This is a genomic window from Thermodesulfobium sp., from assembly GCF_053498235.1.
Map to the genome: position 1 here is coordinate 1 of NZ_JBRCUV010000005.1, position 6,126 is coordinate 6,126.

Annotated in this window: 4 protein-coding genes; 2 read left to right on the forward strand and 2 right to left on the reverse strand. The window is 34.0% G+C overall.

Annotated elements, in window-relative coordinates; all coding sequences use genetic code 11:
• Positions 1-183 precede the first annotated feature (183 nt).
• A complete protein-coding gene (locus ACWIUX_RS00280; protein ID WP_448588719.1) occupies positions 184-1,809 on the forward strand; it encodes a DUF3373 family protein in 1,626 nt (541 codons plus the stop codon).
• A 48-nt stretch (positions 1,810-1,857) separates the two neighbouring features.
• Here ACWIUX_RS00280 and ACWIUX_RS00285 read toward each other — a convergent pair whose 3' ends face one another.
• Positions 1,858-2,964: a hypothetical protein gene (locus ACWIUX_RS00285; protein ID WP_448588720.1), complete on the reverse strand. Its 1,107-nt coding sequence runs from the start codon at positions 2,962-2,964 to the stop codon at positions 1,858-1,860.
• Between the two features lie 25 nt (positions 2,965-2,989).
• Complete coding sequence (locus ACWIUX_RS00290; protein WP_448588721.1) at positions 2,990-4,165, reverse strand: serpin family protein; 1,176 nt, start codon at positions 4,163-4,165, stop codon at positions 2,990-2,992.
• A 315-nt stretch (positions 4,166-4,480) separates the two neighbouring features.
• On the opposite strand from ACWIUX_RS00290, the gene ACWIUX_RS00295 reads away from it, so the two are divergent.
• On the forward strand, positions 4,481-6,126 hold a 1,646-nt coding region (locus ACWIUX_RS00295), incomplete at its 3' end, for a PAS domain S-box protein (protein ID WP_448588722.1).

A 6,126-nucleotide genomic window follows, 5' to 3' on the forward strand; every position in this document is an offset into this window, starting at 1 on the left:
CTATAGTTATTTTTGAGGAATGTCGAGAATTTGACACTAATCTAATTTTAATTATAATTTAATCTAATTTAAATCTTACTTTAAAAAAAGAGGGGAGAAAGAATTTTATTTTTTAAAGAGGGAGGTGAATTTTTTAGTTTAGCTTAGGTTTTTAGCTTACACAATTTTTAAGGAGGAGATGAGTTGAGGAAACTTTCACTATTTTTTGCTTTATTATTCGTTTTTTTGTTAGCTTCATCTGCTTTTGCAGGACCTTTTTCTGATGTGCCAGCTAATTCCTGGGCATACAAGGCAGTGCAGGATTTGGCAGCAAAGGGATTGGTCATTGGTTATGGAGACTCAACTTTTAGAGGTGACAGACTTGCCACCCGTTATGAGATGGCAATGGTAGTTGCAAGAATGCTTGATATGTACGAAAAGGGTCAAAACGCACAGGATCAAAAGATAGAGTTAAACGCAAACGACATAGCAACACTTATGAAGTTAGCTGAAGAGTTTAAGTCAGAACTTGCATCACTAAACGTCAGGGTTGCAGCACTTGAGAAAAAGGCAGCTCTTGACACTGTGAACTTTACAGGAGATGCAAGGTTTAGACTTGCCTATAGGAAACAGACTTTCTATGCACTTGATGAACCATATAAGGTGGTTTCCCTAGGCTTTACGACTCAAAATTTACCCGGTACCACGATTAACGGATCTTATTTTATGCCAGTCGTTAATGGGCTTTATCCAAATGGCGCACAAACGACAAAGCCCTTAGATAAAGAAGATACCTTTATGCGTTATTATATAAGGCTTAACGTTAATGCGCCAGTTGCTGATAACATCTCTTATACTGCCAGGCTTGCAATGGAGAAGAACGCCGGTGTAAATGGGACAGGGGATCTTTCAAGTCCTTTTGGCAACCCAAAGACGGGAGCTATTACTTCTGGATACAATGATAACGATAACAGACTATTTGTAGAAAGGTCATTTATTACCTGGAATTTGAATCCATATCCGGTAACATTTTTGCTTGGAAGATTGCCTACTATGGTTGACGGTCAATACTTCAATAAATTCTTTCTTGATTCAGAAACTGAGGGCGCAATTGTAAGGTTTGACTTGAATAACTTCCTGCCAGACTCAAGTCTTTCGTTTGCATGGGTCAAGTTTTTTGATGATGGCTTGATTACTGCAGAAAATGAAACATATGGCCTAAAGGACAGGGATGCCTATATTGCGAGCTTTAAATCTAAAATCTTTAATGCTATAGGCTTAGAAGCCGATTATGGCACGATGCCTAAGTTTACCTATTTCTCCAATTATAATTCAAATCCTACTGCAGCTTCCAACCCTCAGTATGGAAAGTATAACTGGTGGACGATTCAGTCTGATTTCAACGTTTACGGAGTTAATTTTTGGGCTGGTTACGAGGGCACAAGCGTAGATATGCCTGCTGGAGTTACCAATGCATCAAATTATACTTACACGGGAATGAATTCTGTAAATGGTGGCGCATTCAGAATTGGAGCCTTGTATAAACTTCCTGTAGGCTATCTGTGGGGCGATTTTTACTTTGCTAACAACAAATGGTATAACCCAGTGGCATTTTTCTATTCTAGCTCTGATACCTCCTGGAAGGATTTCTATCAGGTATGGTATATATTGCCTATAGCAAAAAATGCTACTTTGAAGTTTAACTATGAATATTGGAAGGGCAAGAAGCCTTATAACACAGATGCAGCAAACCAGATTTATTATACCTTTAACCCAATGCAGCTTGATACCGATCAAAGATACTATATTCAGATGGATGTAAGCTTCTAAAAAATATGGGCGCAAATTACTTGCGCCCATTAATAATCTTTTAATTTGTTACCTTGCTTTATCTCCTAATATGCCTCCCCATTCTACAAGGGTAAAGCCATTTCTATTCGGTTTCACTAAAACGGGCGTTTTTATGTTTATTGGATTGTCAAGAGGCTCGAAATACAAAATTACTCTTATTACTGTTTCAGGAGTAGGTGTAACGTCTAATTTCAGATTATTTTCAATGAATTCCCTTGATACAGGGCTTATTAGGTAATAATTAGCCCTTTTTAATTCTCTTAGCCAGTATTCTTTGAATTGCGTTGCTTCTTTCTTGTTCAACCCTAAGACTGGCAGAAATTTATCAAAAAATAAGCCAAGATCATTGTATCCTACTATCCAACCTTCAGTCGGAGTAAAGCTTTCGTTAAGATCTGCCTCGTAAAATAGATAATCGTATTTTTTATCTATTTTGCCATTCTTCGTAACATTTACAGTCCATTTTTCATTGTAGATAGGAATGGTTTTTGTAATCTTGCCATTTGGTTCTATCGACACGGTAATTGTGCTGTCAGAGGTAGGATAAAGATATATTGCTGGTTTTTTGACTATTGTGTGGTCAATCGGTCTCCAGCTGTTAGGTTTTATGTTTTCTAATTTCTCAAGATCTGTGATCAGTTTCCCATGGCTAACGTACTTTTCACTAAGCCCATTTATAAGGAAATCCTTTAATTCATCCTTGGTTTTGAATATGCACTCAAAGGTGTCGCCTACTAGAGAAGATAGATCTTTGTCCCTTAAATCCGGATATTGTTCTAATAGTGATTTAAAAATGGAATTTTCTGGAGTTGCCTTGAAGCCTCTGAAGAGAGTTAATTTACCCGTTACGTAATATTTTGCATTTTCAGGAAGTTGGTTATCTAAGAACCACGGTTTAAAGCCTTCACTTTCGTTGTACGTTTCTATGCTTAAATCGCTTTCTTCTATTGTCAAACCGTACTCTGTTTCTGATTTTGTAAACTTTACGTAGTCAGATTTGTCTATAGAATTGAGAACACATTCAACGTTATTTTGTTGGCATACAACGCTCGCATATGACTTGCCATCAAAAACTGTGAAAAGGGTAAAAAACAAGATGATGATAAAAATTGAAAGAAATCTTAATAATTTCATTAAAAACCTCCTTTTATAGCAAAATTTAAAGCGGCGTTACAAATTGTCCTAAAAACAATATTGTTTTTGTTTTATTATCTATTATTGCATAGATGAATGGGCGATCGGCTATGAAATCTTTTACTGGGGTTGGGTTATAGGCTGTTGTGATGATGCCTATGGATGTAGCTGCAGCAGCTTCTGAGCCCTTTTCGTTTACGTCAATGTATGCTTGATGAGTTACCTCTGAAATATAAAGGCCTTCAGTTTTGGTAATACCTGAGAAGTCTGCATCATTATTAAAGGCAGAACTCAATCCCAAATCGCTTAGCGGTTTAACTAAATCTGAGCCAAATTTTATTTTGAATTTTGGAATCCTTATGTTTAACAACTCTGGTTTCATATTTCTTAAATCCGATCTGAATTCTTTATCATCTAAATTCTTTATGAAATTATCTATGTTTCCTTCTGGCAAAACTATTATCAAGGAAAGACTATCTCCTTTATAGTCTAACTGTAATAACTTTTCTGATTGGTTTTCGTAATAAAAAAAGGTTCCTTGTTGCTGCATAAAAGTTGTCTTTACTGGTTTATCTGGAGTGACATAAAAGTTTAGCTCTGAATTTTCTTTTGGATCAAAAGATCTTTCCCAAATGCCCTTAAAATATATGGCATTGGTTATAATCATGCGGGTATTTCTGTTTATACTGCTTGAACTTTGCATATTTTCTATAAGCCCATTAGTGTTCTTCTCAATCCACGAGTTTATAATTTCTGAGCAATTTTTTGGATTGTTTTTAAAATCTAAGTTCTCAATATGGGTGTTGAATAATTTAGTAGCGCTGTTTAGAAAATCTTCTTCTGGTTTAAAACTATCGTCAAGCCATAATGCGTTTGCAATATTAAACTTTTCTGAACCAATAGAAACGCTATGCAATATATCTTCATAAGATTGATGAAATTGTTCAAGAGACATATTGTTATTTAAAACTCTGTCGAACTCATCTTTTGTTGTGCCACCTGCTCCTAAAGATGTAATAGAAAGGGCTGTGTATATGCTAAAAGGTGAGAAGACCATATTTTTATTAGAATTTAACTCCCTGAACATATTGAAAGCAAAGTTGTTGTTGTTTTCAGAAATGCTTGATAGTTCGCTAGCAGCATATACTGGTTGAACCAATACAAGAAACAAAAAGATTAACACAAAGTATAACAATTTCAATGTATACCACCCCTTTTTGATTATTTTAAATTAGTATATCACAATTACTGTCATCAGCAATGCTAAAATACACCACAAGTGCAGTGAAAAATGCACTAATTTATAACACCAACCTTTCGTAAAAAAACTAAATATACAAACCCTACAGGGTACAAACAAAAGGAAAAGTAAAGATTATTAACTACTTCAAAGAAAACATTTTCAGTTGGATGAATTTACAGAAAAATTAGACGTAAATTGACTAATTTAAGGATTATGGATTAAACTATTTTATCTGAGTACATTTTTTAAATTCTTATTGGGAGAGTATTGTTAATGCAGTCGAATAGACTTTTTGATGCTCTAAAAGATTCTACTATATTCGGCATTTATGTTCATCAAGAAGAAGGCAAAATAGTATTTGCAAATCAACGCTTTGTAGATATTTTAGGCTATAGTAGTGTAGATGAAATCTTAGGAAAAAGCATATTAGACTTTGTTCCGCAGGATCTAAGCAACTTAGAAGAACTCAAAGAAGCTATGAGAAGACGCACTCAAGGTGAAACATTTATTTTAGAGCGAAGAAACTTTTTATTTTTATCGAAAACTAAAGCTTATATTCCCGTTTCTACTTTTGCATATACCATAGAGTACAATGAAAAATCCTCTGGATTTGTTCTCGTGTTGGATAGAACACAAGAGGTTTCCTATCAAAAACTCTTTTTTGCCCTAAGCCAGGTAAACCAGCTTATTGTAAGAATACAAAACGAAGAAGAACTTTTAAAAGAGATTTGCAATATTTTGGTCGATAAAGTAGGCTATACTACCTGCGCAGTTGGTTATGTAGATGAAGCTTCAAGGACTTTTATACAAAAATTTACAAGAGCAAATACAAAAGAAAATGAAGAGGAAATAAAGCGTTTAACAATAGGGGTTGATCCATCTACACCATACGGAAAAGGTTCTATTTCACAAGCATATCGTACAAAAAAGATAGCTATAATTGAAGATGTTCTGCAAAAAACGCATATGTCATATTGGCAAGACATCTATAGTTTTTTTAATATACATTCTGTTTGCTCTATACCCTTAATGCAGAACAATCAATTGAAATATATCCTGTATTTAAATGACACAACGCCGAACACATTTCACTCAGATTTTTTTCACCTTTTAGAAGAGATACAGCTGGATTTATCCTTTACTTTAGATAGGCTTGAAGAACAAAAGTTTTTAAATATGGCACAGCTTGCTATAGATTCTGGCTTTGATTTTATAGCAATAACAGATGAGAACTTCAAAATTATCTATGCAAACGATAAGGCTTTATATTTATCTGGATATACAAAGGAAGAGCTCCTTGGCAATAATTTGTTCTCATTTTTTCCTAAAAGCTACTTGATTGAATCTGAAGAAAATATGTATGAGGTTCTAAAAAGTGGCTTGAAATACTCTAATTTTGTCAAGTATAAAGTAAAATCAGGAAAAATATTAGACTTTTATGTCAACATAATTCCATTCAAACAAGATGAAAAAATAACAAACTATATCAGTATTGGTAAACTCGTAAACGAACGAGAAACACTAGAGCAATTGGAAAGAATTCTATACACAGATCCTATAACAAATTTACCAAATTTTCGTTCATTTCAGGAGAATATTAATCGTTTTTTAAGGAGAGCTTTACAAGGAAATATAATAGGAGCTATAGCTATAATAAACCCAATTTCCTTTGATTCTATAAATCGGGCACTTGGTTTTAATAGGGCAAATGAGGTCCTTAGGCTTATAGGAGAAAGGTTAAAAAATACGCTCTACTCTTACGATATAATTGCAAAATTAGAGTCTGATAAGTTTGGTATAGTAATTAAAGACTTAAAAACAGAAGGAGATCTTTTTATAGTTGTTTCAAAAATATTAAGTGAGATTTCAAAACCGTACATCGCATTTGGTAGAAATATATCAATTGCATTCAATATAGG

Bases quoted from the DNA above. Each gene is read 5' to 3' on its own strand.
- ACWIUX_RS00285 (WP_448588720.1), bottom strand. From the start codon at position 2,964: ATGAAATTATTAAGATTTCTTTCAATTTTTATCATCATCTTGTTTTTT.